Raw genomic sequence first — 26522 nt, 5'->3', positions numbered from 1 at the left:
TACTTTATTAAGTCTTTAATTAGATAATTCCTCAAAAATCGGAAAATTCCTCTTTTGTGTAAAATTTTTTTAATTAAAAAAAGACTTGGCATAAACCAAGTCTTTTAATCAATTCAATTAGAAATTTCTCCGGCCAAGTAATCAATAAATTGCCTGGCTATACGGCCTGACCGACCTGAGTGTGTCATTTCCCACCGTACAGCTTCTGATCTAAGTTCAGCAGGTTTCATACATATACGGTTTTTCCGTGCGATTTCCTCGACAATTTTGAAATACTCCTCCTGGTTGGGCAATGTATAAAACAGCGTAATGCCAAAGCGGTCTGCCAATGAAACTTTTTCGTTTACAGTGTCTTGGCGGTGCAATTCATTGCCGGCACGGTCATCCCACGTTTCTTTCACCAAATGCCTGCGGTTGGATGTGGCATAAATCAGAACATTATCCGGTCTTGCTTCCATACCGCCGTCAATTAGTGACTTCAGCATTTTATAGTCTCCTTCAAACTCTTCAAAAGACAAATCATCAATAAACAGAATAAATTTTTTGCCCCATTGTCTCAGCGTTGCCATGATTTCCGGAATGTGTCTAAAATCGCTTTTCCCTATTTCAATAAGTCTTAAGCCTTGATCAAAGTAACGGTTAGCTACCGCCTTAACAGATGAAGACTTTCCTGTACCTCTGGCCCCAACCAAGAGTACATTATTTGCCGGCCTGCCGGCGACAAAGGCTTCGGTGTTGCGGACAAGTTCAGCCTTTTGGTATTCATAACCAATAATATCACTTAGTTCTACCGGGTCTGGGTGTTCAATCCCAATGAGCTCTCGCCGTTCAGAATCCCATTTAAAAGCCCCGTAGCCGGCCAGTTTTCCATAACCATAGCGTTTATAATACTCGCCTAGAGCGGCAACCACATCTTTAAGTTTATAGGTTTGCGTCAGATCAAAAAACAAGTCCCTGAGCGCTGCTAAATTCTGAAATTTTCCCTGTCGCCTGTTTTGACTTTCACAGGCAGGACGATAGTCGTAAATAATTCCGCTAATATCCTCTTGAAAAAGCGTTGCCAAACCACTTGTTAACAACTTCTTCAAAATGGCAACATCATGGACGGTAGCCTTAAATAGCCCGCTCTCCGGCATAACGCCGGCCTTTCCGGCAGCAATGCTGAATATATTTTCGCTCGACCCAATCAGGGACAGCACATAGTTTTCCGGAATATTTCCGGCCACGCCGGTATTTTCCGCCCACTCAATGAGCCGCGCAGCAATGTCATATTCATTGCAACCCGCTTCTGTCACCGTACTAAGATATTGCAGATCTTTTATCAAGCTATCATTCAGCAAATTTCGATAAACTAATAAATTATTGAGTTCATGACAGACGCTTGCCACAGTAGAACCTCCTACAAATAAAAAAGTTATATTATTCAACAAACTGATTAATAGGTTGACCCGGATATGTCATCGGAGTAACAATAAGGTCTGGATCAATATCGGCAATAATGACTGCCGGCAATTCAGCAGTAAGAGCCTGGGCAAAAGCTGCTGCAAATTCCTGCGGTGTTGCTGCCGGCAAAGCCAGTGCTCCGCACGCCCGGACAAAACCGGCAAAATCGAAATCAGGCAGATTTGTTGACGAATAACGCTGTTCAAAAAATAATTGCTGCCATTGCCTTACCATTCCTAGCGACCGGTTATTTATGAGTACACAGATTACTGGTAATCTGTGATTTACCATGGTATGCAGTTCCATTCCGGTCATTTTGAACGCCCCATCACCAACGATTAATACTATCTTCCGGTCCGGACATCCTATCTGCGCTCCCATGGCTGCCGGCAGGCCAAACCCCATAGTTCCCAGCCCCCCGGAAGTAATCCAACTGCGTGAACTATTGATTTTTAGGTGTTGTGCCGCCCACATCTGATTCTGGCCAACATCAGTAACCCAAGTAACCGGCAGGCGTGCTGCCTGCTCGGACATATGGTGCATTATCCAAGGCGGAGTCAGTTGCTCTTCATCGTAGATAACAGGAAATTCCCGCTGCCAGTGTTCAACCTGTTCCCACCAACTCCCTAGACGCCGGTGGCCGTCCCCGGGTAAGTAACTGACCATTTGCGTTATAGCTTGGCGCAAATCACCTGATATGGTAAAATCCGCAGTTATATTTTTATCAAACTCAGCCATATCAACATCAAAATGAATCACTGTCTTACCTGTCGAATAACGTTTGGGGTCGCCGGTTATCCGGTCGCTGAACCGGGTTCCTACCGCTACGAGAACGTCAGCCTGGCACACTACCATATTTGCTGCCTTATGTCCGTGCATTCCGGTCAATCCCAAATATCGTGGGTGAACAGGCGAGAAAACACCAAGTCCCATGAGTGTGCTAACTACCGGCATCCCGCTCATTTCCGCAAGCTCCAATACTTGCTGTTCAGCTTTGGCAGCCTTAACTCCACCGCCGATTAGCATTACCGGCCGCTTAGCCTCAGCCAGAATAGTTGCTGCTGCCCGTACTTCCTTTTCTGCCTGAAATTCGGATAATTGCTGCTCACAATGATCTGTTGTCAATTCCGGGCAATAATCTGTCATACCTAAAAGTATGTCCCGCGGCACATCAATCAGCACCGGCCCCGGCCGTCCGCTGACTGCTATCGCAAACGCCTGCCTGATAGTGCCAGCCAGGCTGGTAATATCTCTCACCAGAAAGTTGTGCTTGGTTATAGGCATAGTTATGCCGGTAATATCAATTTCCTGAAAGGCATCCCGCCCTAATAGCGATGTAGCTACCTGCCCCGTAATAGCCACAACAGGCGAAGAGTCCATAAAGGCCGTTGCCAGACCGGTGACCAGATTGGTTGCACCCGGTCCTGATGTGGCGATACATACCCCGACCCGTCCGGTAGCACGTGCGTACCCGTCGGCAGCATGAGCGGCACCTTGCTCATGTACCGGTAAAATATGGCGCAATGGGGCATCATATAAGGCATCATATAGCGGCATGATTGCTCCTCCGGGGTAGCCAAACACAGTATCTACCCCCAATTTGAGCAAACTCTCGACAATTATTTTACTTCCCGACATTTTCATAAGGATTTAACCTCCCAAGTAACAATCCTCAACCCTAACCACATCAACAAGTTTAGATACATGACTAAATAACTGCCGAGGTGCTGCCTGACTATTCGTGACAACCGCTTTTACCTGGACATGACCCTGAAGAGAGTCCGGCACGACCGAAAGACTCTCAATCAAATAGCCCCTCCGGTATAAAAGTCCTGTTAATCTCACCAATGAGTCACCTTGCCTGCGCAATAAAATTTTAATTGCCTGTTTCATAACACCGCCCCTTTCTTATCTATTAAATAAAACCGTAGAGATGCCCATATGCCTAAAAGCAAAACCGTCCCTGTTGCATAGATAAACCTATGCAACAGGGACGGAAATTTCCGCGGTACCACCCTGCATTGTACTCATTCACCGGCCATCACCGGCTGCCCCGTTAACGTAGAGCCTACGCCCCAACTTACGGTGTCCTTGTAAGCGTCAGCTTACAACACACTTTGAGCAGGGAGTTCGTGGGTGATTTAGAATAGACACACCGCTCCGGTTCGCACCAACCACCGGCTCTCTGCAGCGGGTCGCATGACTATTCCGCTCCCAGTCATCACTGTTTTGAGTACACTATCATTTTTAGTCTTTTCAAAAAGACATCAGCACACTAGTGTTAAACTATGTATACATTATCCCAAAAATCAGTCTACCTGTCAACAGTATGTGTAACAAAGTGCTATATTTTTTTCTTATTGCGGCTGCAGGGCAGACTACACTGTGTACCGCAAATATTCCCCGGATGCCGCCCTGATATGTTCATATCCTTTCTTATTTTATACAGGGTGTCAACCTGACCGGACGATAATTGTTTCGGACTGCCCAACTGCAAAGACAAAAATGTTAACTTTGCATAGAACTCAACCGATTCCAGCTTGTGATAGGCATTCAATAAATTGCTGCCCCAGGCCAATGCGCCATGGTTTGCCAAGAGTACTGCATCAAAATTTTCCAGATACTGTGCTACAGAGTCAGGCACCTCATTGGTAGAAGGAGTAGCATATTCAGCAACAGGCACACAGCCGAGGTTAACGATTGCTTCCGCGATTAGCGGCATCGTCAGCGGAATATGGGCAACAGCAAACGTTGTAGCATATGGGGGATGGGCATGTACTACTGCTTGAACATCAGGGCGCTCTTTATACACTCTTAGATGCATTTTCATTTCAGAGGAAGGCTGCCAGTCGCCGCTTGTTGCCAGTATATTACCATCCACATCAACGGTAATCAGCATACCAGGCGTCATAAATCCCTTACTTACCCCTGCCGGCGTAATTATAATTTCTTGTTCACTTAACTTTACACTAATGTTACCGTCATTGGCCGCAACAAAACCACTGTCATACATGCTTTTGCCAATTTGGCATATTTGTTGTTTTACATCAAATTTTGCCACTATTCACATCTCCACCATTATCTTCTTGCCTTGCCAGTAATGTGTTCAACACTTATCTTGATCACCGTGATTTTGGGCATACTGCTTGCCAAAAACTAGCTCTTCTCATTTTTTTATACATTTACCTACCTCCAACCATTTAATCCCTGGTTATTAGTATACTATATCCAGCCTTCAAAACCTGCCACCGGTTTATGTTTGGTTTATTTTTGGCATACAGGACAGTAAAAGGCATTTCTGCCAGCCACCTTTCTGGTCTCAATCAGATGACCGCATACATAGCACGGTTGGCCGGTACGGTATGCCACTTGCAGGTACTGTTCAAAACCACCGGTTAACATATCATCTGAAGCAAATTTTTCTTCGTAAACCCCGCCCAGTTGCGTCGCCTTAGTTAAAATGTCCCGCATGCAGTGATACAGTTTGATCCGCTCAGCATCGGCAAGTTGCGTTACTTTGCGCACAGGCATAATCCTGCTGCCAAATAGCGTCTCATTGGAGTAAACATTGCCAATGCCGGCAATAAACTCCTGATCCATTAAGAGCGGCTTAATCATACCTTTGCGTCCTGCCAACAGTTCAAAAAACTTGTCTAATGTAAAACCTTCATCCAACGGTTCAGGCCCCAAACCTGCCAATTCAGGTATAGCGTCAAGTCTAGTGGTGGGAACAAGGTGGATATAGCCCAGATTCAGTTTGAAAAAAGCCAGTTCTTCACCTGAATTCAAACTAAATAGTACCGAAGGCCTTCCAATCAATTCCTCGCCATAATAAAACATACGTACATAGCCTTCTAGCATAAAATGCGCAACAAGCGAATGTTCATTTGCCAAACCGATTATTATTTGCTTAGCGCGTCTTCTGATATTCATAATTTGCTGGCCGGTTACCAAGTCGGCAAAGTCCCGGACAGGCATATTAAGGGACCGCTCCCGGTTGACTGTAACCCGTTCAATTATCTTGCCTTTAGTTTTTGTTTCCAGATGATATCTGACTGTCTCAATTTCAGGAATCTCAGGCATGCAGGTTGACAACCTCCTGTCTATGGTTTTTTAGTAGCTTGCCAGCTAGCCCCCAGCGGTCGATCTGTACGCAGTATTGCGCTTCTGGCTTGTTTTCGTTTGGTAGCTGCCGGGCGAAACATCAGATGATACGCCAAATCATTACTGAACTCCAGCTCTTCGAGTGTTACTTGTAGTCTGTGTTCAGCGTTTTTTCATAATGCAGTATCTCTGTTACCCGGCTAAATCCAAGCCGCCTGTAAAATTTGTACGCCGGACTGTTTACCCTGACTTCGAGCACAACATCATAGTCATTGGCATCAGCAACTTCATCAAGAAGCTTGTTTAAAATCCAGATACCCAGCCCTTGTCGCCGGTATTCCTTACTGAAAGCTATATAGTGCATTAATAAACAGGTTTTTAGGCATATAATTCTCCCCAATAATAACTTATCTCAACTATTATCGGTTATAAGCAACTATATAGTATCCAATAAAGATTTACAGGCGTGTTGTTAATATAAGCGTAAGTCAAGCGCCAGCGGTGGAGCGTTACTAGCAACACGCCTAGAAAAAAATCTTTATTGGATTTCATATATTTTATCACATACCCGTCTATACCTGCTTTTTTACTAATTGTACCATAATTGAAATTTTGTTATAATATTAACAATGTAGATCTAATAGTAAACTTGGGGGGGAGGATGATCAGCCATGCTCTGTCAAAAATGCAATTGCGAAATCCCAGTGGGTGAAGAAGTTAAACACCGGGGACAAACTTTGTGTGAAGACTGCTATGTTGAATTACTTGAACCGCCGCGCAGTTGTGATGTCGCTGCTGTTTACAGCGCTAAAGCGGCACGTAAGGCAGCCGGTCAGGAAGGTACTGACGGCCTGACTGAATTACAGAAAGACATTTATAATTATGTCAAAACTGAAGGCCCGGTTACTCATGACCAAATTATGAAGCAGTTTAATTTATCCAGGCTGCAGCTTGATAAAAACTTTGCCATTTTGCGGCATTGTGAACTTCTCCGGGGATTCCGGGAAAACGGGCAAGTTTTGGTTACTATATGGACGCAAGGCGGTCCAGGCGAAATGAATATGGGTTAGTAGGTTTAAAGGCCGAGCTGTCATTTATGACAACCGGCCTTAAATTTTATTCAGTGTATCGCTTTCTTCTTGACTCTGCCGCCTAGCACGTCGTGGACTTCGTGAATAGTAACAAAGGCAGTTTCATCTTTTTCGTAAATTATCGATTTCAGCTTGGCAATTTCCAGACGGGTTATAACTGAATACAGCACTTTTTTTGGTTCTCCGGTATAACCGCCGGCGCCGTGAAGTACTGTCACACCCCGCCCTAAGCGGGCCATAAGCGCTTCAGCTATCTCGTCCGGGTTGTCGGTCACAATCATAACGCCTTTTGATTCATCCAAGCCTTCAATTGTAACATCAATTACTTTAAAGGCGACAAAGTATGCTACCAGTGAGTACATAGCCTTTTCCCAACTAAATACCAATCCGGCACTGCTCAAGATAAACAGGTTAAAAAACATAATGATTTCGCCGACAGAAAAGCCTGTTCGTTTATCTAAAAGTATGGCCATAATTTCAGTGCCGTCAAGTGAACCACCGCTCCTGATAATCAACCCCACACCGATTCCCAGAATGATACCGCCAAAAACGGCGGCCAAAAATAAATCGTTCGTCAATTCAGGAATAGGATGAAACACACGAATCCAGCATGACAAAGAGATTATGGCGAATAATGTTGACAAGGCAAATGTCTTACCAATTTGTTTGTAGCCGATATATAGAAACGGCAGGTTTAATAGAAACAGCAACACGCCAAAGTCAATGCCGCTAAGATGGCTGGACATAATGGCAATGCCGACAATGCCGCCATCAATAATTTGGTTAGGTACAAGAAAAATTTCAAGTCCTATCGCCGCAAGAACAGAACCAATAAATATCGTTATATACTTCCGGACGCTTACCACCGTAGCATTTTTGGTATGTGGCACAGCATTTCCCCCTCATGGCTCGACCTTAACGATGCTTGCTGAAAAAGTTTAATGCTACTTCCGGGAACAGGGCATAGGATAAAACATCTTCAGTCGAAGCATTGGGATAGCCCTTTTCAGCCAGTTCCTTACGCAAATTTTCCATTTGCGGAGCGATATCATCAGCCGGACGATGAGTAATCACCGGCTCGTTGCCCACAATCATTTTTCTAAACTCAGGGTCAATGGGAGCCGGCGTCCGGCCATATTTACCACGCACCAGGTCTTTAATTTCCCGGGGGATTATTTTATAGCGGCCCAGCATAACGTTAAAGGCTGCCATTGAGCCGGTCATCTGGCTGGTGGGGGTAACAAGCGGCGGATAGCCGAGTTCAGCCCGTACGCGAGGCATTTCTTCCAAAAGTTCAGGATATTTATCAGCCATGCCTTGCTCTTTCATCTGGTTCAACAGATTGGACAGCATACCGCCAGGAATCTGGAAGGACAGAACTTTGGTATCAATATCAATAGCTGTATTGAGCTTGAAGGTCTCAGCCAATTCTTTTTTAACAGTGCGGAAATGATCGGCAATAGGGTAAAGTTGTTCTTTCTTAATACCGGTGTCGCGTTCGGTACCTTCAAGAGCGGCAACAATAGCTTCGGTGGCCGGCTGTGAAGTACCCAAAGCAAACGGCGACAGCGCGCAGTCAATAATGTCTACTCCGGCTTCGATGGCTTTGAGGTAAGTCATTGAAGCCATACCGCTGGTATAATGGGAATGGAGGTGAATCGGTATATTAATATCGGCTTTGAGCGCTTTAACCAGGTCATAAGTTACATACGGCGCTAACAAGCCCGACATATCCTTAATGCAGATGGAATCAGCGCCAAGCTCAACCAATTCTCTGGCTACCTTCAGGAAGCTTTCCTGGTTGTGATACGGGCTGATCGTATATACAAAAGCACCTTGCACATGTGCTCCGGCAGCTTTAGCCGCCCGCATGGCCACCTCAACATTTCGAACGTCATTTAAAGCATCAAAAATCCGGATAATGCCTACGCCATTATCAACAGCCCGGTTAACAAACTCCCGCACAACATCATCGGCATAATGATTGTAGCCAAGGATATTCTGGCCTCGCAAGAGCATTTGGATGGGGGTTTTCTTAAGATATTTTTTCAGTGTCCGCAGACGCTCCCAAGGGTCTTCCCCCAAAAAGCGCAGGCAACTGTCAAAGGTTGCGCCGCCCCAGGCTTCCAGAGCATAAAAGCCAACTTCATCAAGTTGTTCCAGTACCGGAATCATGTCGGTAATCCGCATACGTGTGGCGGCAAGCGACTGATGTCCGTCCCGTAATACTGTTTCCACAATTTTTACGCGTTGGTCACTCATCATAATCAGGTCCTCCCCCATACTGAGTTATTTTGTAGTTACTTTCAACTAAGTGCAAAAAATATGTAGCGGCTAATAAATCGGCAACTCCGCCAGGACTGATATTGCGGGATATAAACAATTCATCCAGCGCAAGAATCTGCGCCTGCCCGGACGCTGTCATCATGCCGCCGAGGTCCATGATCCGCTTTGCTTGACGCTGCACATCAAGCAAAACATCCAGGCCATGGCGGTTTAGCACTGTGGTGTCTTGAACAACGGTCATCAAGCTCATGAGTGTATGCACTAGAGCATCATTAAGGGATAGTCCTTGTCGAAGCGCGTCCTGGTATACCGGCAGACCATGCTCCCTAATGCTTGGCATGCCTGCTTCAACTTCGCCGCGTATGCCAGTTACGCCATATTTCAAATACAACTTTTCCCCGGCCGTTAATTTTCTCGGGGGATAACTAGCAGCTAAGGGCTCAAGTTCCCGCGCTACAATCCCCTGGCATATGGCGGCGGCTGCATCCAATATGTCTACGGCGCTTACCGCAGATAGTCGGCGCACCGTATAAGCTGCTGCTGCCGTAAGGACACCCAGCAAAAACAGCAAACCTTTCTGAGTGTTGACTCCGCTTGTCGCCTCCAACATTTTTTTTTCACCGTCCCGGCCAATATAACGAAGTACCGGCAGCAAATCTATAGACAAACCCTGATGATTGTGACCGGCAGCAGCACACCGGAACATACTGCCGGCAAGCGCACTGCTGCTGATAAGAAAGGTAAAAAAGTCCATATCTTTGTGGGCGCCTGAGTTATCTCTGTCCACCAAACCGGGAGCCGGTGTACACGCTGCTTCCATAAGCATGGCCTCAATGGCCCAAGAACCAATACGCCATACGGTTTCCGGCCAGGGATTAGTAGCTGTCGCGGCAAAGGCAACCTGCCGCTGTTCAACATTAAGTCTTAGTTCATCACTGTTATGCTTATCTGAGCGCCGGCATACCACCGGCAGCCCATCACACAAAAAGCAGGTACGTTCAGAGTAGCCTATATTTTGACGAGAGATTTGGCGCCCTTCGGCATCAAATACATCAATATCAAACAGCCGGGCATAAAAACCCGACTCTTCAATTTCGATTCCAACCTGCTTTAGCTTGTCCGGTTCACCATCAACCGCCGCAACAGCAGCTGGACCTGCCTTGGTATAAATAAACCGTTCCTCGGTAATATCAAAATTGCTATCACTGGCGGCAGCCCTGAACTTATCCACGGCAGTCCGCAGGAGATTGCGTATAACAGGGCTGTCTTTGACTGAGCCGGGAATGTTGATGGTAAAACTGACTACTGGCAGCTGGTGACTTTGTCTGAGCTCGGCTTGAAGGGCAGCAAGGCGTTCTTTGGCAGCCAAGACGGCTTGCAGGTTAATTTCATTCATATACCGTCTCCCTCATTATCTTGTAAATCATTTTACCATACTTTCCCCAAAATAGAAATTCGCATACGTAAATCAATTATCTTGACTTTTTTTTACTTTCATATTACATTGATGATGTCGAAGCCTCTGATAAGAGGACAAAATCTACTAAAGTGGTGATGATAATGTCAGAAAGACTGAGCTTGCAAGATGTTCTGCGAGAATATGGCATTCCACTCGCAACTCTCAATGTAACAGCATCACATGAGGATTGCCTTGAACTCCGGGAACGCCTGATGGCCATCAGGGATCTCAGCCAGGCCAAAGAACAAGGTTATCTCGAAGTATCATGCACATTCTATATCGACGTCCATGATATTGACCGCTATTTATCTGGAGAACTGCCAAACTTAGCTGAAATATACACCTTCCCAGAAGACGTAAAAACCTATAAGGAGGAATAATATGAAGAAACTTTTGTTACTTACTTTTGTGTTCATGTTTGCTTTCAACACTGTAAGTTTTGCCGCTGTAAGCGGCTCCAAGCCCAAAATGTCATCTCCTGTTTCTAAGCCTCCTACAACCCAGACCGCTCCGTCGAAGGGCACTTCCAGCGAATACAAGCCTTCGGCTCCGGCTTCCAGCTACAGTGAAAAAGCGCCTGCTGCCGCAGCTAAGCCAGCCAACCAGCAGACTGTTCAACAACCAAATACCGGTGGCTTTTTGCGTAACTTCGGCCTGTTCGGCGGCGGCATGCTGTTAGGCAGCATGCTCGGCGGCCTGTTCGGGTTCGGCAACACAGGCATGTTTGCTAGTATAATGGGTATGTTGTTCAACATTATACTGCTGGCTGGCGTATTCATGGCCGGACGCTATCTATGGAATAAATTCAAAAACAGAGATAATATGCAGAGATAATAATGTAAAAAGATAGTGTTGTTAACACCAAGTTCCAGATTATAGACACACGGGATATTTGAAGCCAAAAATTGGCTCGAATATCCCGTTTTCGTTATCATTCAATCTGACACGGGGGCGGATACGGACTTCTTTACACCTTGCCGGTAATTCCGGATTCTATTGGTTATGCGCACAACAACCACATAGAGTACTGGGATTAGGAATATCCCCATTGAAGTGGCCATGAGCATACCGCCGACTACGGCCGTTCCCATGGCGTTTCTGGCGCCGGCACCGGCACCGGTGGCAATTGCCAGCGGTATACAACCGATGATGAATGCCAGTGATGTCATAATAATAGGCCGCAGCCGGAGTTTGGCCGCTTCCACGGCAGCCTGCACCGCATCCATTCCTCTATCCACCCTGATTTTGGCAAACTCAACAATTAAAATGGCGTTTTTAGCCGCTAAGCCAATCAGCATAACCAAGCCAATCTGCATATACACGCTATTCTCCAAATTGCGTGCATACTGGGACAAGAACGCGCCAAACACGCCTGTAGGCACACACAGCAGTACGGCAAAGGGAATACTCCAGCTTTCGTACAATGCTGCTAAACATAAAAACACAAACATTAATGACAGTCCGAATACAATGGGTGCCCTGCCGCCGGAAATTTTTTCCTCCCGGCTCTGGTCGGTCCATTCATAACTATACCCTGTCGGCAATACCTGGGCGGCAACTTCTTCCAGAGCGGCCATCGCCTGCCCGGAACTGTACCCTGGCGCCGGAGCGCCGTTGATTAGAATCGCCCGGGCCCCGTTAAACCTTGTGATTGTCGCCGGACTGTTTATCGGTACCGGCTTCACGAGTGTATTAAGCGGCACCATGGTTCCGGCAGAACTGCGCACAAAAAAGAAACGGGTAGCCTCAACATCATTTCTGAATTGGGGTTCTGCCTGCAAAACTACTTTGTAGGTACGGCCAAATTGGTTAAAGTCATTCACCTGCAGACCACCCAGGAAAGTCTGTAACGCAGTAAATACATCATTGACCGGAATGCCCAGCTTTTCGGCTTTTTCCCGGTCTACTTCAAACCGGTAGCCAGGGGTATCTGACCGGAAGGTGGTATAGACCATCCCAATTTCCGGGCGCTTGCGTGCGGCCGCCATAAACTGCTTAGCAACGTCGTCCAGAGCTTCAATCGACTTGCCGCTCCGGTCCTGCAGCATCATGGTAGTGCCGCCGGCCACGCCTAGACCGGGCAAAGCGGGTGGATTAAGTGAAATCATCGTCGCTTCAGGGACATGAGTGCTATACATCATCGCATTCATAATTTGCTGCTTTACATGTAACGCAGGCGTTTCCCGCTCCGACCATGGTTTTAAACTGGTAAATATTATCGCAGTGTTAGGTTTGTTGCCGCCGCCGCCCAACATGTCATACCCCACTATGGTCATGGTATTATCCACACCAGGTTGGGACCGTATCGCATCGGCAATTTTGTTGGTCACGCTGATGGTACGGTTCATGCTGGCTGCTTCCGGCAAGTTAACAGCGGTAATAAAATAGCCCTGGTCTTCGGATGGAACATAGGCCGAAGGCACAACCCGGTACAATGCACCGGCCAAAATGACGACAACAGCCAGCAAGACAAGGCACATTCTGGATCTCAGGATAAGTTTTCCCACCTTACCGCCATAGCTTTCTACCATTTTTTCAAACCAGATATTAAAGTTTTCAAAGAACCGGCCGAGCCAACCACTGTGCGCGTCCGGATTATAGGGTTTGAGCAGCAGGCGGCAAAGAGCCGGCGTAAGCGACAAGGCCACAACGGCTGACAGACCGACCGATACAGCGACCGTTAACGCGAACTGTTTGTAAAGAACACCCATTGTGCCGCCAAAGAATGCCACGGGAAGAAATACTGAGGCTAACACAAAGGCAATGGCAATAACCGGCCCGGATACCTCACTCATGGCACGTTTGGTGGCATCCAAGGGCGTAAGCCCGTTATACCGCATGTGATGTTCTACTGCCTCAATAACAACAATGGCATCGTCGACCACCAGGCCGATGACCAGCACCATAGCAAATAACGTCAGGGTGTTAATGGAAAAACCCAAGGCCAAAAATGCGCCGAATGTGCCGATAAGAGATACCGGAATAGCCAGTACCGGTATCAAGGTTGCGCGCCAGTTCTGCAAAAACAGGAACACTACCAGCACCACCAAAGCCAGCGCTTCGGCAAACGATTTGACCACTTCCTTTATCGATTCCCGCACAAACTTGGTATTGTCGACCATGGTCTTATACTCCATATCTGGCGGAAAACGCTTGGCCGCCTCGTCGATGACCTTTTGGACATTGCTTATGGTTTCCAGTGCATTGGCATCACTGCTTAACTGAATGGCAAAGCCAACCGCTTGATGACCATTGAGAGCCGAAGTATAGGTGTACTCCCTGCTGCCAAGTTCCACCCTAGCTACATCTTTTATGCGGATAAACGAACCGTCCGGCTGGGAACGAATGATAATATTTTCAAACTGCCCAGGTTCCAACAGACGGCCGCTAACCCGGGCAGTATACTGGAATTCCTGCTCGGCCGGTGCAGGCTGTTGACCGATTGTTCCGGCCGGCGCCTGGATATTCTGTGTATTTATCGCATTATAAATATCACCGGTGGTAATACCCAGCTGTGCCATTTTATCCGGCTGCAACCAAATACGCATACCGTAATCGGCACCGAATTCCATAATATTACCTACACCCTTAACGCGTTTCAGATCCTCGACAATATAAATACTGCCATAGTTTTTCAAAAAGGTTCTGTCATACGTGCCGTTAGGTGACCATAAGGCAACAATTAAAGCCATGTCGGCAGCTGATTTACGGATAGTCATTCCTGCCTGCTGTACTTCTGATGGTAAAGAAGGATTAGCTTGCGCCACCCGGTTTTGGGTTTGTACTGCGGCTATGTCGGGATCTTTACCTAACTCGAATTTGACATTTACCGAGTATGCTCCCGAATCAGAACTGGTAGATTGCATTGCTACCATATTTTCAACCCCGTTAACCTGCTGTTCAACAACTTGGGCAACGGACTGCTCAACTACTTCGGCGTTTGCCCCCCGGTAATTGGTCATAACCATGATTTGCGGCGGCGTAATCTGGGGATACTGGGCTATTGGCAAATTAAAAGCAGAAATTAGGCCCACCGCAGTTATAATTATCGATAAAACAATCGCAAAAACAGGTCTGTCAATGAAAAACTTAGCCACCAGGACACCTCCTATTGCTTAGCCTGCGTCTGCAAATCATCTGGTCCAATCATTACTACCTTCAAATGCGTTCCCGGCTGAAGCTTCAAAGCCCCCTCGACAACAATGCGGTCATTTTCGGTCAGGCCTTCTTCCACCAGCCAAAGATTACCGATCCTGGTGCCAAGTTTGACCGGACGTGTTTCAGCCTTGTCCCCCTCAGCCACTACCGTAACAAAATTTTTATCCAAAATCTGTTGCACCGCCCTTTGGGGAATCAGCAGGGCACCCTGACGCATTTCCCCTTGCGCCACCACCCGGGCAAACATGCCGGGGACAAGAATTTTTTGCGGGTTGTCAAAGGCGGCTTTTAAAGTCAACGTCCCGGTATTTTGCGCCAGTCCGCGATCTACCTGTTCAACCTTACCGGTCAGCGGGTACTCTGTTCCGTCACTTAGCACAAGTTTCAGATTTTTTCCCCAGTCATCCGGTGTGGCGCCAAGCCGGGTAAACTTCAAATATTCGTTCTCACTCATGCTGAATTGGACAAATACGGGGTCAACGGAAGATATCGTAGCCAGTACTGTTGACCCGGCCTGAACAAAACCGCCAATACTTAATTCATTGACATCAATGCGGCCGCTGAACGGCGCTACTATCAGTGTGTCTTGCAAGTCATTTTCCGCCTGCTGCACTTTGGCCTGATTGGCAGCTACAGCAGCAGCGTTTTGCTGCTCAAGTGCCAGTTGGGTATCAAGACTTTGCCGGGCAATTGCCTGCTGATCAGCAAGTTTTTTATACCTGATGCTATCAAGACGCGAGTTGCTCAGTACTGCTTCAGACTGGGCCAACTGCGCTTTGGCGGTAAGTAACGCCGCTTCGTACTGGCGACGGTCGATCTGGAATAATGGCTGACCCTCGCTCACAGTAGCCCCGCCGGTCACCATTTTGGCCACAATATTGCCAGATACTTTGGCCCGGATCTGCACTTCATTTTTGGCCTGGACCTGGCCAACAAACTCGTAAGTAACAGGGGTATCGCGCTTAATGACCTGCATAGCCTTGACTTCCACGGCTTGCGGGCCTTGCTGGGCTGCTTGCCGACTGCCGCAGCCAGCCGTCAACACTGCAGCAAATACCGTAATTAGGATGAAATAACACAATTTCCTCATTTCGCTACTCCTTTTAAATAGATTTCAACTGCCTGCGCTACATAATGCTCTTCCAGGTTATCTCTATCCGGCAAGAGATCTTTAGAAATATGCTGACCAATGCAAGACAAATGCAATATTCTTATAAGCGAAATAGCGGCAAAATCCGGCTCAATATCAGCCCTGAATTCCCCCACCGCCACCGCATCACTTATACAGTCCCGCAAGAAGCGGTGCAGTTGTAAAATTGCTTTTTTCACAATATTATCAAAATACTTAGTCGGGTTGATTACCTCGCTATAGAGTAGACGATCTATATGAGGATTTTTTTTATGTATCAAAACAAAGGTGTCGGCAAGACGCCGGATTTTCATAATCGGCGAAACTTCTTCCTTACTGATGGTATCAAGAGCGTCTCCCAAAATAGCCAACTGACTTTCTAATATGTAAGCATATAGATTTTCCTTGCCGCCGAAATAATAGGAAATCAGTGCAATATTCACACAAGCCGCATCTGCCAGTTCTTTTACCGAAACACCGGCCACGCCTTTTGCAGCAAATAAAGGAATTGCCGCCTCAATTATTTTATTAACAGTAGGCTTTTCCGTAGATATTTCTACCTTCAATCAATCACCTCCCTTAGCTAACGTTATTACTATTAAACCGGCATTTTAAATACAATTTTAATTATATTGCATAGTACTTTTATTGTCTACCACAAAAAACCAACTTTTAAAATAAAAATTACAACACTCTGTAATCTTTGCAGGTTACAGAATGTTGTAAGTCAACGGCAAAGTATTAATTATAGCCGGAAGCTACTTTTATTTACCCCTACCTGGTAAATTATGAACCAGACAATATGTTTTTAGATATTTTTGCCGGGCAACATTATAAACTTGCTCGACTACCTGTTCCGGCAACACGCTGCTCATGCACTCTGCTTTACCCGTCGGACACCGGTATTTATGGCAGAAAGAGCAGGAGAACCGGTTAACCAGAACGGAGTTTTGTTTCCCTGGCGGCGCATATGTTGCCGGATTGGTCGGCCCGAATATCGCTACTGTCGGGACACCAAGTGCAGCAGCCATATGCAGCGGCCCCGTATCACCGGCCACCACCACCGAAGCCTGTTCGATGATGCCGGCCAACTCGAGTAAACCAGTTCGGCCAATGGCGTTTACCACCGGTACACCCGCTCTGGCTTGGGTTTCCCGCCCCAAATCGGCTTCAGCCCGGCCACCGCATAAAACTATTTTAAAATCTTTGGCCAGAAGTTTTGCCGTTGCCGCGAAGAATTCAGGAGGCCAGTTTTTGGCCGGCCAAGTCGTTCCTGGTACTAGTACGGCAACCCTTTCATTAGGAAAAACGCCCTTATTTCTTAGAAAGTCCCCGGCAAACTGTTGCGCTTCCGCCGGCACGACAAGGGTCATTTTACGCTGTGTAGGAGTTATACCAAGTGGTTCTAATACACTTAGATACCTGTCAATGATATGCTGGCCGGCAGGTTTCGCCGTCTCTGTCATAAACAACGGGTTTAGTTCTCTCGCATTACTCATGCCGATACGCCGGCAAGTTCTGGCCAACCTGGCGATCATCCCGGTGAGGAAGAGACCGTGGATATCAAGCACTGCATAGAAACTTCTTGCGGCCAACACTTCCTTTAAGCTCCGCCACATCGTTAATGCCTCACGAAATTCGCAGGCACGAAGGTGTTTTTCAAAACGTTCCCGCGACCAGACGATACTCTCATCCACGTTAGGATTGTATTTAATAAGGTCAGCACAAACCTCACCGACAAGCCAGGTAATTTTACATTCGGGCCAAGCGGCTTTAAGCGATCCAGCTACAGGTGTGCAATGCATGACATCGCCTACCGAGCTTAGTCTGATTATCAGTATTTCTTTGTCCATCAAACTACCGCCCTTACTCATTTACCGGAATCCATCTCCTGCTTCCATCCTGTTAAAGCGGTTCAACAGCTCTAAGAGTTTATTTGAGTTTTAGCTTGGCCAGCGCGTCAGCCAGCGCGGTGTTAAACGGCTCGCCGCCTGTGGTTTGCTGAGTTTTTAGATACTTGGCCACTTCCTCCTTGGAAACCTTGCTGGCGCTCTCTTCTTTCCTGCGTTCAGTAAACGCCGTCAGTTTTTCCCTATAGCCGCAGACGCACACAAATGTCCTTGCTTCGCCCTCACCGCGCAATTCAAGCTTCTTGTGACAGTTCGGACACCGGGCGTTGGTGACTTGGGCAACATTCTTCCGGTAGCCGCACTCTCGGTCCTGGCAGACCAGCGCTTTGCCTCTCTTGCTGTTGACCTCAAGCAGGTATTTGCCGCATTCGGGACACCGGGTACGCGTGATATTATCATGCCGAAACTGCTCTTGACTGTTTTTGATTTCGGTAATAATTTCTTTGGTGTAGTCTTTTATTTCGGCAATAAACGACTGTTTATTCAGCCGCCCTTTGGCGATTGCAGCAAGCTTCTGTTCCCACCCGGCCGTCAAGGCCGGTGACCTCAAGTCTTCGGGCGCCAGTTCCAACAGCTGCTTACCTTTGGAAGTTACAAAAATATCTTTCCCCTTCTTTTCAATAACAAAACTGCTAAACAGTTTCTCAATAATATCGGCCCGGGTGGCTACCGTTCCCAGGCCGCCGGTTTCACCAATTACCTTTTTTAGAGTTTGGCTTTCTCCTGCCATATACTTCACTGGATTTTCCATAGCTGACAGCAGGCTGGCTTCGTTAAACGGAGCTGGCGGCTTGGTCTCGCCTTTAGACATGTAAATACTGGATATGTTTACTATGTCGCCCTTATTCAGAGTGGGCAGCAATTGTTCGGCAATATCCTCAGACTCTTCCTCCTCAAAACTGGTACTGTAAAGTTCTTTCCAGCCAAGGACATTGATTGTCTTGCCCTTGGCAACAAACAGTTCATGACCGATGCGGACTGTTACCGTGGTCTGTTCATACTCAAATGGTGGACACAGTACTGCCAGAAAGCGCTTAACAACCAAATCATATATTTTTCGTTCCTTGTCTGTAAATGAACTTAAGACTGCCGGCTGCTCGGTAGGAATGATGGCATGATGGTCAGAAACTTTACTGTTATCAACAAAATGACTATTAGGTTTTATCGGTTTTTTTAATATTTTCAAGATTTGTTTGGAGTAAAGACCGGTATCGCAGGCTTTAACCCGCTCATTCAAAGTATCAACTATATCTGTAGAAATATACCGGGAATCGGTGCGCGGATAGGTCAGTACTTTATACCCTTCATACAGCTTCTGCATTACTGACAGAGTTTCTTTGGCCGAAAATCCAAAAATCCTGTTAGCGTCCCGCTGCAGTTCAGTCAAGTCATACAGCGCCGGCGCAAAGCTTTTTTTATGAACTTTGTGCACATCAATAACCTCAGCCTGCTTCCCGGTTATTGACGCAATAATCTTGTCGCAGACAACTTTGTCAAACGTTTTGGTATCTTTGGTTTTGGCGTCCTGCCAGGTTAGCTTCAGGCGTTCGGCCACAGCCGTAATACCGTAATAAGGTCTAGGCTGAAAGTTTTTTATCTCGGCTTCCCGGGCGGCAATGATCGCCAGCGTCGGGGTCTGAACGCGGCCACAGGACAGCTGGGCATTATATTTAGTGGTCAGCGCCCGCGTGGCATTGATGCCCACCAGCCAGTCGGCCTCAGCTCTGGCTACCGCCGAGGCGTACAGGTTTTCGTAGTCTTTGCCCGGCCTTAGATTATTAAAACCATCTTTTATCGCCTTATCAGTTACCGAAGAAATCCATAGACGCTTAACCGGCTTGGTTACATGGGCTTTTTCCAATATCCATCGGGCGACAAGCTCACCTTCCCGTCCGGCGTCAGTAGCGATAACAACTTCGCCAATATCTTTCCGGGTTAGTTGTTCTTTAACAATATTAAACTGTTTGCCGGTTTGCTTGATGACGACAAGCTTGAGCTGCGCCGGCAGCATAGGCAGGTCTTCCAGCCGCCATGCCTTATATTTTTCATCATAAACCTCAGGGTCGGCCAGCGTCACCAGATGGCCTAACGCCCAAGTGACGACATATTTTGGTCCTTCAAAATACCCGTTGCCTTTAGTATTGCAATGTAAGACTCTGGCTAAATCCCGGCCGACAGACGGCTTTTCGGCTAATACTAATGTTTTACTCATGAAACTACCTCGCTAAAATAGATACAGGTAATATTATACCCTCTATTTGCCAGATATCAAGACAAACTAAAAGCTGCCGGGAAAATCTCCACTGGCAGCTTGTCATATTCACTTCAATACTGGCTTAGTAACAGATTACCGTCTCATTGCCTGTTCCAAATCAGCAATAATATCAACCGGGTCCTCAATACCTACTGACAAACGGATAAGACTGGGGGTAATGCCCATACGCAGTTTCCGTTCCGGCGGCACCGAGCCGTGAGACATGACATCAGGCAGGTTTACCATGGTTTCAACACCGCCAAGGCTGTCAGCCAGCATACACATTTTGAGCTTACTTAAAATACTGCGGGCAAAAGTACCGTCCCCAACGTCAAAGGAGATAACATTGCCGGTGCCGGCTGCTTGGCTTTTATGCAATTCATAACCGGGGTGGTCTGCAAAGCCAAGGTAATATACTTTCTGAACCTCCGGCCTGCTGCGCAGCCACGCCGCCAATACCCCGGCGTTTTGGGACTGCCTGTCCATACGCAGTCCCAAGGTTTTTAACCCGCGCAATAACAGCCAGGAATCAAACGGCCCTAAAACGCCGCCGGTAGAGTTTTGCACAAAATGCAAATCTTCGGCCAATTTGCTGTCCTTGACCACGACAATGCCGGCCAACACGTCACTATGGCCACCGATAAACTTGGTCGCACTGTGAACAACAATATCCACTCCCAGTTCCAGCGGTCGTTGTAAGTACGGCGACATAAAGGTATTGTCAGCCACAGTTAAAAGACCGCGTTCCTTAGCCAGGGCGACAACAGCCCTGATATTAGTAACCATCAAGGTCGGATTGGAAGGTGTTTCAATGACCAAAGCTTTAGTAGCCGGAGTAATGGCGGCGGCGATATCAGCGATATGGCAAAAATCTACGTACGTCACGGTAAGTCCAAACCGGCTGAACACCCTGTCAAGTACCCGGGAAGTCCCGCCATACAGGTTACGGCTGGCCACGATATGGTCACCGGCACTGAATAAGTTAAATACTGCCGTAGCCGCTGCCATGCCTGAGCCAAAAGCAAAGCCCCGGCAGCCGCCTTCCAGGAGGGCCATCTGTTTTTCCAAAGCATGTCTTGTCGGATTATTTCCCCGGGAATACTGGTAGCCGCCTTCTTGCCCGACAGTATGCTGGCGGAAGGTCGAAGCCTGGTAAATAGGCGTGCTGGCCGCCCCGGTATTAAGGTCTCCTTCGTCGCCGTGAATCAGTAATGTATCTAAACGCATGCGTTTTCCTCCCTAATCGTCAGTGTTTGATACCCAAATAAGCTTTTTGCACCAGCGGGTTGGCAATCAAGTCTCTGCCGGCGCCGGCTAAAATGACCTGGCCGGTTTCCAACACGAAAGCATCATCAGCCATTTCCAGTGCTTCAAAAGCATTCTGCTCGGCCAGCAATATCGTTGTTCCCTGCTCCCGGATACCTTTGATAACCTCAAACATATTGGCCACCATCAGCGGCGCCAGCCCCAACGACGGCTCATCCAACAGCAGCAGCCGGGGGCGCGACATCAGGCCTCTGGCAATAGCCACCATTTGCTGTTCCCCGCCGCTTAAAGTACCCGCATATTGCTTAAGACGTTCTTTAATAATGGGGAATAGTTGGTACATTTTTTCCAAATCAGCCAGGATACCGGCCTTGTCTTTGCGCAAAAAAGCACCCATCAATAGATTTTCTTTTACGGTAAGATTGGCGTACAAACGACGCCTCTCCGGCACCAGGCAAACCCCTTGTCCTACTACTTCGTACGCTTTGCCGGATAGCGGGCGGCCTTCATAAATAATCGTACCGCTTGCCGGCTGAAGCAACCCGGCCAATGTCATCATTAACGTAGATTTACCGGCGCCGTTAGCGCCGATAACGGCGACAATACGTCCGGCAGCCACCGTAAGACTTACATCACGGAGAGCATGGATCTGACCATATTTTACATTAAGATTGCTAACTTCTAACACGTTTATATCCCTCCCCGAGATAGGCCTTAAGCACATCGGGATTGTTCTGAATATCCTCAGCCGTTCCCTCAGCCAGCTTTAGGCCGAAGTTCAGGACAAAAATGTTATCACATAGCTCCATAACAACATCCATATGATGTTCGATCAGCAAAATAGTAACACTATACCGGCCGTGAATGCGGCGCACCAGTTTAGCCAAATCAAGTGACTCCTCCGGGTTCATGCCGGCTGCCGGTTCGTCCAAGAGCAGCAATTTGGGCTTTAAGGCCAACGCCCGGGCAATCTCCAGTTTGCGCTGCAGCCCGTACGGCAAGCTGTCGGCCCGCGCTGCCGCTTTATCGGCTAACCCCACTTCCTCCAAATATTCCATAGCTTGCCGGCGCACTTCTTTTTCACACTTCAGTACATTAGGCAACCTGAATAAAGCTGCACCGAATGAATAGTTCACATGCTTATCAACGGCAATGCAAACATTGTCAAGAACCGACAGATTGCGGAATAAACGGATATTTTGAAAAGTACGGGCGATGCCTTTGGCCACCACTTGATCAGGCCGTTCACCGGCAATCTCTTGGCCTTGAAATAATATGCTGCCACTGGTAGGGGTATATACGCCGGTTATCAGGTTAAACATAGTCGTTTTTCCGGCCCCGTTAGGCCCAATTAATCCCAGTATTTGTCCTGGTTTAATGCTGAAACTTACGTCTTTACAGGCCATTATGCCGCCAAATGCCTTAGTTACTGCTTTTAATTCCAGAATATCCATTATGCTCCCCCCTTTTTGAACAACCGGCGAAAATCGTTCCAGGAGATTTCTTTAAAGCCGAACAGTCCTTGCGGCCTGAATATCATAATGGCTACTAACAAGAACCCGTAGGCCACCAGCCGCCACATGCTGGCCACTCGTAATGCTTCCGGAATGGCGACAAACAGTACCGCCGCCACCACCGGCCCGGTGATGCTGCCCATACCGCCGGCGACAACGCTGGCAGTCAATTGAGTGGACAAGTAAGCAGTAAACATGCCTGGCTGAATGAAACAAACATAATGAGCAAATAATCCTCCGGCCAACCCTGCAGTCATGGCACTAAACACCAGCGACCGTATCCGCACCTGAAACAGGTTTATTCCCATCATCTCGGCAGCGACAAAATCTTCCCGTACAGCAATAGCAGCTCGTCCATAACGGGAGTTGACAAAATTCCGGGCTATCCAGATAACCAGGATTGTAGTAACTACAACCACCGTTAATGTCGTTTCATTGGGAATGCCCGGCAAGCCGCGCGCCCCTTGCGTGATATCCAGGTTTTCCAGAAGCACCCGCACCGCTTCACCAAACCCGAGCGTAGCTATAGCAAAATAGTCGCTGCGCAGTTTGGCCTTGAGCGTGGGATACCCGATGATCGCGCCAACTAATGCTGCCATAGCCGTACCAGCAGCCAGCGCCAGATAAAAGTTAACATCATAAAAATAACTCAGTATGCTTGCCGTATATGCGCCTATAGCGAAAAAAGCGGCATGACCGAGCGAAAACAAACCGGTAAACCCGGTAAAAACCGCCAAGCCGACGGTGGCAATGACATAAATTAGACTAAAAGTTATAACTCCGGTAATATATTCTGCCATAGTCTGTCATACCTTTTCCTCAAGAAATTTGCCGAATAGGCCTGTCGGCAGCACCAATAACAAAATGACCAGTAGCGAAAAGCTGAAAACATCACGGACAACGGAAGACACATACGCTGAAACAAATGTTTCCAGTACTCCGAGCAAGAGGCCTCCTACTACCGCTCCCGGCAGACTGCCCAGTCCGCCGATTACAGCGGCGATATAAGCCTTATTGGTGATCCAGCCCATGGTCGGATAGACCATGTATTTCATCCCCAAAAACATGCCGGAAATACCGGCTAACGCTCCGGCCAAAAGGAATACCCAGCCAATCGTTTTACTGATATTAACGCCGTTTAACTGGCTGACCTGCATATCATAAGAGGCGGCTCTAATCGCGATACCTGTCCTGCTGTTTTGCAAAAAATAATGTAAGGCATAGATTGCCGTAAAAGAAAACACTATGGCAAATACGTCCAGCAAGCCGATTGATACCCCGCCGAAGCTAATATTCTGCTGGGTGAGAACTTCAGGAAAGGCATAAAATCTTGAACCAATTGTAGCATATACCAAGTTTTCCAAAAAAATCGAGGTGCCCATGGCGCTTATCATGAAATACAGTGATGAAGCATTACGTTTCCTTAGCGTACTGTAGGCCAGCCGCTCATTTAATAAACATAAAAATGCCGCGCCAATAATCGAGGCAATGATGGCCCCATATACCGGCACGCCCATTTTCATTAATGAAAAATAGCCAATATATGCTCCTAACATAATAATAGAACCATAAGCAAAATTACTAAAATTTAAAATACTGAATACCAGGGAGTAGCCAACTGCCATCAATGCATATATGCCGCCAATAGCTAGGCCGGTAACCAGCGTTTGAATAAACATCAGCGCCATCTCCTTAGTGATATAAGTGATCCTTAGGCTAACGATAAAGACGGCGGAGGATTTAAAAAATCCCGCGCCGTCCTACACGGTCGTTACTGAGTGACAAACTTGGACTTAAACACAAACTTGCCGTCTTTTACTTCCTGAATGATGGCCGGCTTATTTAATGGGTCATGGGTATTGGGGTCAATGGTCAGCTTACCGCTCAACACCTGGAGATCCTTAGTTTTTTCAAGTTGCTCGGCTATTTTGGCCGGATCGGTGCTGTTAGTTTTGGTCATGGCGTCAATTAAAGCATATAAAGCGTCAATAGCCATTACCGGATTAGGCATAATCGGATCAGCCTTATATTTGGCCTGATATTCTTTAATAAAGGTTTGGATATCGGGGTCATCCATGCTGGCCAGGTTAACGAAATAAGACCCTTCAACGGCTGAACCACCCAGCGTGATTAAATCCGGGCTGCCCCAACCGTCACCACCGACAAACTTAGTTTTAATACCAAGGTCGGCAGCCTGTTTCATGACCAGCGCAGCTTCTTTCTGCATTGTCGGGATAAAGATTACGTCCGGATTAGTTCCTTTAATTTTGCCTAATATAGCACGGTAATCAAGTTCGCCTGAACGGAAGGCTTCGTTAGCGACAATCTTACCGCCTTGTTTTTCAAATTCAGCAATAAAATATTTGCCTAACCAAGCTGAATAATCAGAACCTACATCATAAACAATGGCGGCCGTTTTGGCTTTCAGTTCTTTGGCGGCAAACTGGGCTGCCACTGTACCTTGGAAGGGATCAATGAAACACGTACGGAAAGCATATTTTCTAACCTTATTAGTCTTATCATCAACAGTAACCTTCGGATTAGTGGCCGAAGTAGCAATAAACGGCACCTTCGCCGGCTCGGTTACCGAACTCATAGCAATAGCCACACCGCTCTGGCCAGGACCGATAATGCCCACAACTTTATCACTGATTAACCGTTTGGTTACGTTTACGCCTTCAGTGGCATCAGCCCGGGTGTCATAAGCCACAAGCTGAAGCTTTTTACCTAATACGCCGCCTTTGGCGTTAATTTTTTCAATCTCCATTTCCAGCGCATTTTTTTCAGCTTGCCCCCAGGTGGAGTTATCGCCGGTTAATGCCACTGCATTGCCGATTTTGATAATATTGGCGTCACCAGAGGTTCCACAACCGGCAATTACTGCTGTGAAAATTGTCAACACAATTAATGCCAGCCATTTCATCTTCATGTAAATTCCTCCTCAATTAGTCATATAGTGGTATTTCGCGCGTTTTGCCAGTTTCTCCTCCTCTCCGGCGCACCCTTTTATAACGTGTTGCAATCTCAAGAAAAGCCTATTTAGAGCTCATCTAAATAGGCCTCGTTGCCGTTAGCATTTTACAACATTACATCCATGTTTTTCTAAATAATACATAATTTTTGCAACAATGTCAACGAAATTATGATTTTAGTAAAAAAAGTCTCTGATTAATGGATATTGCAAAAACTACCGCCATTTTAATGATTATTTCATTCTGTACTTTCCCTGACTGATTGTTTTTTGTTCCAAAAAATCAAAGGATCGTGTTCAATATCTTGCGCCCGTTTTCCCATAATGGTAAAAGCCCACTGGATTGATGGCCCCAGGGTGAAGGCAATGATAATCGTGCCAATACCGACAGGCCCTCCCAGAAAGTAGCCAATGGCAGCCACACTTGTTTCAATAATTGTCCTCACTTTCCAGACCGGCCAGTCGGTTTTCTGAATCGCCCCGACCATAAAACTGTCTCTGGGCCCAGCTCCAAGCGCAGCTGACAGATAGAAATAGCTGGCCCACCCAATAATCCAGATACCGGCAAGCAACATGACCAGTTGAGCCAGCCATTGAGTAGGCGTGGGAATCCAGTTACCGGCCATAATTATGTCAATAAAGCAGCCGATGAAATATCCGTTAGCAATAGTACCCCAACCGGGTTTGACTCCTAAAAACCAGCTAAGAATAATAACGAAAACTCCTGTTAACTGAGAAACCTGCCCCATGGTTAAGGGTAAATAGTTAGTCAGACCCAAATGCAGGACATCCCACGGCGCTGTTCCCAAATTGCTTTTTACTGTCAGCACAATTCCTAAACCGAACAAGAAAATACCCCAAAATAAAAAGATGATTCTTATTATCATCCAAACATCTCCTCTGGCACCATTTCTATACAGCATATCATAAATTACCG

General features: G+C 47.0%; 24 protein-coding genes. 3 read left to right on the top strand and 21 right to left on the bottom strand.

Annotated features, from left to right (window positions below; translation table 11 throughout):
- Positions 1 to 113: 113 nt before the first annotated feature.
- From SCACP_RS06235 to SCACP_RS06210, 6 genes are all read right to left on the bottom strand, one after another.
- Complete coding sequence (locus SCACP_RS06235; RefSeq protein WP_425060501.1) at positions 114 to 1388, bottom strand: ATP-binding protein; 1275 nt, start codon at positions 1386 to 1388, stop codon at positions 114 to 116.
- A 31-nt stretch (positions 1389 to 1419) separates the two neighbouring features.
- The gene (ilvB, locus tag SCACP_RS06230; RefSeq protein ID WP_425060500.1) at positions 1420 to 3087 is read right to left on the bottom strand and encodes a biosynthetic-type acetolactate synthase large subunit; all 1668 of its coding nucleotides are present in this window, start codon (positions 3085 to 3087) and stop codon (positions 1420 to 1422) included.
- A 6-nt stretch (positions 3088 to 3093) separates the two neighbouring features.
- Positions 3094 to 3336 carry an ACT domain-containing protein gene (locus SCACP_RS06225; protein ID WP_425060499.1) on the bottom strand — a complete coding sequence of 81 codons (243 nt, stop codon included), beginning with the start codon at positions 3334 to 3336 and terminating at the stop codon, positions 3094 to 3096.
- Positions 3337 to 3787: 451 nt separating this feature from the next.
- Positions 3788 to 4504: a class II aldolase/adducin family protein gene (locus tag SCACP_RS06220; RefSeq protein ID WP_425060498.1), complete on the bottom strand. Its 717-nt coding sequence runs from the start codon at positions 4502 to 4504 to the stop codon at positions 3788 to 3790.
- A gap of 203 nt (positions 4505 to 4707) precedes the next feature.
- Complete coding sequence (gene mutM / locus SCACP_RS06215; protein WP_425060497.1) at positions 4708 to 5526, bottom strand: bifunctional DNA-formamidopyrimidine glycosylase/DNA-(apurinic or apyrimidinic site) lyase; 819 nt, start codon at positions 5524 to 5526, stop codon at positions 4708 to 4710.
- 166 nt (positions 5527 to 5692) lie between these two features.
- A complete protein-coding gene (locus SCACP_RS06210; RefSeq protein WP_425060496.1) occupies positions 5693 to 5947 on the bottom strand; it encodes a GNAT family N-acetyltransferase in 255 nt (84 codons plus the stop codon).
- Between the two features lie 271 nt (positions 5948 to 6218).
- On the opposite strand from SCACP_RS06210, the gene SCACP_RS06205 reads away from it, so the two are divergent.
- Positions 6219 to 6617, top strand: a complete 399-nt coding sequence (locus SCACP_RS06205; protein ID WP_425060495.1) for a hypothetical protein — start codon at positions 6219 to 6221, stop codon at positions 6615 to 6617.
- A gap of 50 nt (positions 6618 to 6667) precedes the next feature.
- Here SCACP_RS06205 and SCACP_RS06200 read toward each other — a convergent pair whose 3' ends face one another.
- From SCACP_RS06200 to citG, 3 genes are read right to left on the bottom strand one after another with little or no spacing between them, the layout of a single operon-like run.
- Positions 6668 to 7528: a YitT family protein gene (locus SCACP_RS06200; RefSeq protein ID WP_425060494.1), complete on the bottom strand. Its 861-nt coding sequence runs from the start codon at positions 7526 to 7528 to the stop codon at positions 6668 to 6670.
- A 25-nt stretch (positions 7529 to 7553) separates the two neighbouring features.
- Positions 7554 to 8900, bottom strand: coding sequence for a pyruvate carboxylase subunit B (locus SCACP_RS06195; RefSeq protein ID WP_425061334.1), 1347 nt, complete (start codon positions 8898 to 8900; stop codon positions 7554 to 7556).
- A complete protein-coding gene (citG, locus tag SCACP_RS06190; RefSeq protein WP_425060493.1) occupies positions 8893 to 10320 on the bottom strand; it encodes a triphosphoribosyl-dephospho-CoA synthase CitG in 1428 nt (475 codons plus the stop codon). The genes SCACP_RS06195 and citG overlap by 8 nt, the downstream gene beginning before the upstream one ends.
- Before the next feature lie 164 nt (positions 10321 to 10484).
- Between citG and SCACP_RS06185 the strand changes: the two genes are divergently transcribed.
- On the top strand, positions 10485 to 10763 hold the full coding sequence (locus tag SCACP_RS06185) for a hypothetical protein (protein WP_425060492.1): 279 nt from the start codon (positions 10485 to 10487) through the stop codon (positions 10761 to 10763).
- A gap of 1 nt (position 10764) precedes the next feature.
- Positions 10765 to 11217 carry a hypothetical protein gene (locus SCACP_RS06180; RefSeq protein WP_425060491.1) on the top strand — a complete coding sequence of 151 codons (453 nt, stop codon included), beginning with the start codon at positions 10765 to 10767 and terminating at the stop codon, positions 11215 to 11217.
- A 101-nt stretch (positions 11218 to 11318) separates the two neighbouring features.
- On the opposite strand, the gene SCACP_RS06175 is transcribed toward SCACP_RS06180, so the two are convergent.
- The 12 genes from SCACP_RS06175 to SCACP_RS06120 form a co-directional block, all read right to left on the bottom strand.
- Positions 11319 to 14480: an efflux RND transporter permease subunit gene (locus SCACP_RS06175; protein WP_425060490.1), complete on the bottom strand. Its 3162-nt coding sequence runs from the start codon at positions 14478 to 14480 to the stop codon at positions 11319 to 11321.
- 11 nt (positions 14481 to 14491) lie between these two features.
- Positions 14492 to 15631 carry an efflux RND transporter periplasmic adaptor subunit gene (locus SCACP_RS06170; protein ID WP_425060489.1) on the bottom strand — a complete coding sequence of 380 codons (1140 nt, stop codon included), beginning with the start codon at positions 15629 to 15631 and terminating at the stop codon, positions 14492 to 14494.
- Positions 15628 to 16236, bottom strand: a complete 609-nt coding sequence (locus SCACP_RS06165; RefSeq protein WP_425060488.1) for a TetR/AcrR family transcriptional regulator — start codon at positions 16234 to 16236, stop codon at positions 15628 to 15630. Before SCACP_RS06165 ends, SCACP_RS06170 begins: the two co-directional genes overlap by 4 nt.
- 198 nt (positions 16237 to 16434) lie before the next feature.
- Positions 16435 to 17544, bottom strand: a complete 1110-nt coding sequence (locus SCACP_RS06160; protein ID WP_425060487.1) for a glycosyltransferase family 9 protein — start codon at positions 17542 to 17544, stop codon at positions 16435 to 16437.
- 58 nt (positions 17545 to 17602) lie between these two features.
- The gene (locus SCACP_RS06155) at positions 17603 to 19792 is read right to left on the bottom strand and encodes a DNA topoisomerase III (RefSeq protein WP_425060486.1); all 2190 of its coding nucleotides are present in this window, start codon (positions 19790 to 19792) and stop codon (positions 17603 to 17605) included.
- Between the two features lie 135 nt (positions 19793 to 19927).
- Positions 19928 to 21061, bottom strand: a complete 1134-nt coding sequence (locus SCACP_RS06150) for a trans-sulfuration enzyme family protein (RefSeq protein ID WP_425060485.1) — start codon at positions 21059 to 21061, stop codon at positions 19928 to 19930.
- Between the two features lie 19 nt (positions 21062 to 21080).
- On the bottom strand, positions 21081 to 21788 hold the full coding sequence (locus SCACP_RS06145; RefSeq protein WP_425060484.1) for an ABC transporter ATP-binding protein: 708 nt from the start codon (positions 21786 to 21788) through the stop codon (positions 21081 to 21083).
- The gene (locus SCACP_RS06140) at positions 21775 to 22554 is read right to left on the bottom strand and encodes an ABC transporter ATP-binding protein (RefSeq protein ID WP_425060483.1); all 780 of its coding nucleotides are present in this window, start codon (positions 22552 to 22554) and stop codon (positions 21775 to 21777) included. The genes SCACP_RS06145 and SCACP_RS06140 overlap by 14 nt, the downstream gene beginning before the upstream one ends.
- Complete coding sequence (locus SCACP_RS06135; protein ID WP_425060482.1) at positions 22554 to 23414, bottom strand: branched-chain amino acid ABC transporter permease; 861 nt, start codon at positions 23412 to 23414, stop codon at positions 22554 to 22556. The genes SCACP_RS06140 and SCACP_RS06135 overlap by 1 nt, the downstream gene beginning before the upstream one ends.
- A gap of 6 nt (positions 23415 to 23420) precedes the next feature.
- Positions 23421 to 24293: a branched-chain amino acid ABC transporter permease gene (locus tag SCACP_RS06130; protein WP_425060481.1), complete on the bottom strand. Its 873-nt coding sequence runs from the start codon at positions 24291 to 24293 to the stop codon at positions 23421 to 23423.
- A gap of 92 nt (positions 24294 to 24385) precedes the next feature.
- Positions 24386 to 25543 (bottom strand): ABC transporter substrate-binding protein, encoded by a 1158-nt coding sequence (locus SCACP_RS06125; protein WP_425060480.1) that lies wholly within the window; start codon positions 25541 to 25543, stop codon positions 24386 to 24388.
- 281 nt (positions 25544 to 25824) lie between these two features.
- On the bottom strand, positions 25825 to 26472 hold the full coding sequence (locus SCACP_RS06120; protein ID WP_425060479.1) for a YczE/YyaS/YitT family protein: 648 nt from the start codon (positions 26470 to 26472) through the stop codon (positions 25825 to 25827).
- Between the last annotated feature and the right edge of the window lie 50 nt (positions 26473 to 26522).

The sequence above is a fragment of the Sporomusaceae bacterium ACPt genome, from assembly GCA_041428575.1.
Lineage (GTDB): Bacteria > Bacillota > Negativicutes > Sporomusales > Sporomusaceae > Sporomusa_D > Sporomusa_D carbonis.
Note: the sequence above shows the minus strand (reverse complement) of the source record. Positions and strands in the feature narration are given on the sequence as shown.

What these genes read in the sequence shown, in the direction of transcription:
- ilvB (WP_425060500.1), bottom strand. Translation starts at nt 3,087, where the DNA reads ATGAAAATGTCGGGAAGTAAAATAATTGTCGAGAGTTTGCTCAAATTG.
- SCACP_RS06225 (WP_425060499.1), bottom strand. Translation starts at nt 3,336, where the DNA reads ATGAAACAGGCAATTAAAATTTTATTGCGCAGGCAAGGTGACTCATTG.
- mutM (WP_425060497.1), bottom strand. Translation starts at nt 5,526, where the DNA reads ATGCCTGAGATTCCTGAAATTGAGACAGTCAGATATCATCTGGAAACA.
- SCACP_RS06205 (WP_425060495.1), top strand. Translation starts at nt 6,219, where the DNA reads ATGCTCTGTCAAAAATGCAATTGCGAAATCCCAGTGGGTGAAGAAGTT.
- SCACP_RS06195 (WP_425061334.1), bottom strand. Translation starts at nt 8,900, where the DNA reads ATGAGTGACCAACGCGTAAAAATTGTGGAAACAGTATTACGGGACGGA.
- citG (WP_425060493.1), bottom strand. Translation starts at nt 10,320, where the DNA reads ATGAATGAAATTAACCTGCAAGCCGTCTTGGCTGCCAAAGAACGCCTT.
- SCACP_RS06185 (WP_425060492.1), top strand. Translation starts at nt 10,485, where the DNA reads ATGTCAGAAAGACTGAGCTTGCAAGATGTTCTGCGAGAATATGGCATT.
- SCACP_RS06180 (WP_425060491.1), top strand. Translation starts at nt 10,765, where the DNA reads ATGAAGAAACTTTTGTTACTTACTTTTGTGTTCATGTTTGCTTTCAAC.
- SCACP_RS06170 (WP_425060489.1), bottom strand. Translation starts at nt 15,631, where the DNA reads ATGAGGAAATTGTGTTATTTCATCCTAATTACGGTATTTGCTGCAGTG.
- SCACP_RS06160 (WP_425060487.1), bottom strand. Translation starts at nt 17,544, where the DNA reads ATGAGTAAGGGCGGTAGTTTGATGGACAAAGAAATACTGATAATCAGA.
- SCACP_RS06155 (WP_425060486.1), bottom strand. Translation starts at nt 19,792, where the DNA reads ATGAGTAAAACATTAGTATTAGCCGAAAAGCCGTCTGTCGGCCGGGAT.
- SCACP_RS06150 (WP_425060485.1), bottom strand. Translation starts at nt 21,061, where the DNA reads ATGCGTTTAGATACATTACTGATTCACGGCGACGAAGGAGACCTTAAT.
- SCACP_RS06140 (WP_425060483.1), bottom strand. Translation starts at nt 22,554, where the DNA reads ATGGATATTCTGGAATTAAAAGCAGTAACTAAGGCATTTGGCGGCATA.
- SCACP_RS06135 (WP_425060482.1), bottom strand. Translation starts at nt 23,414, where the DNA reads ATGGCAGAATATATTACCGGAGTTATAACTTTTAGTCTAATTTATGTC.
- SCACP_RS06130 (WP_425060481.1), bottom strand. Translation starts at nt 24,293, where the DNA reads ATGTTTATTCAAACGCTGGTTACCGGCCTAGCTATTGGCGGCATATAT.
- SCACP_RS06125 (WP_425060480.1), bottom strand. Translation starts at nt 25,543, where the DNA reads ATGAAGATGAAATGGCTGGCATTAATTGTGTTGACAATTTTCACAGCA.
- SCACP_RS06120 (WP_425060479.1), bottom strand. Translation starts at nt 26,472, where the DNA reads ATGATAATAAGAATCATCTTTTTATTTTGGGGTATTTTCTTGTTCGGT.